At 49.8% G+C, this 574-nt stretch carries 1 protein-coding gene; it reads right to left on the bottom strand.

The window, feature by feature from the left end; translation table 11 throughout:
* Nucleotides 1–322 precede the first annotated feature (322 nt).
* On the bottom strand, nucleotides 323–574 hold a 252-nt coding region (locus DXB86_RS10145; RefSeq protein ID WP_233504194.1), incomplete at its 5' end, for a hypothetical protein.

Here is a 574-nt window from a genome sequence, read left to right as displayed (position 1 = left end):
GCAAGGAGATATATTGCCAGACCGGAGGGGCGCCGGGGGCGGGAATCACGCACTCCATATTTTGTTCACAAATCAACTAACTGGGCTCCGAGTTGCTCAGAGTCACGCGTATGGTCATAAACCTTGGACAGACCGTATGACCTCGGGAATCTTGCTGTCCACTGTAGACATAGCATCTTTATACCCTCGTCGATCTCCGCTAGTTAGCCCGTAATAAATTGAAGGACAACGTTAACAAACCTATATAAACGCCAGTGGGGGCTCTATCACTAATTAGATAGAGCCCCCACTGGCGGAGTGTATTTGAGTGAAACAATGCCCCTTAAATAATGTACTGGAAATAAGGAGCAAAAGATCCGTCCGGATATACGTGGCGACAGAACCCTGGAGCCGACTGAGCGCCACCAGAAAGCGACATGAGTAAAAAGATCGGCTCTGCCTCACCGCGAACGACTACGATGCCCTCGACTAAAGCCAATCCGAACACACCTAAAACAGATAGGGCAAATGTCGCTTTATATAACGCAAAAAAAGGGGGAGGCCGCGAGGCCTCCCCCTTCTTCAAGTCATCCGA

This window comes from Collinsella sp. OM06-18AC (genome assembly GCF_003438785.1).
GTDB lineage: Bacteria > Actinomycetota > Coriobacteriia > Coriobacteriales > Coriobacteriaceae > Collinsella.
The sequence above is the reverse complement of the archived record's forward strand: the minus strand, read 5'-3'. Positions and strand labels throughout refer to the sequence as shown.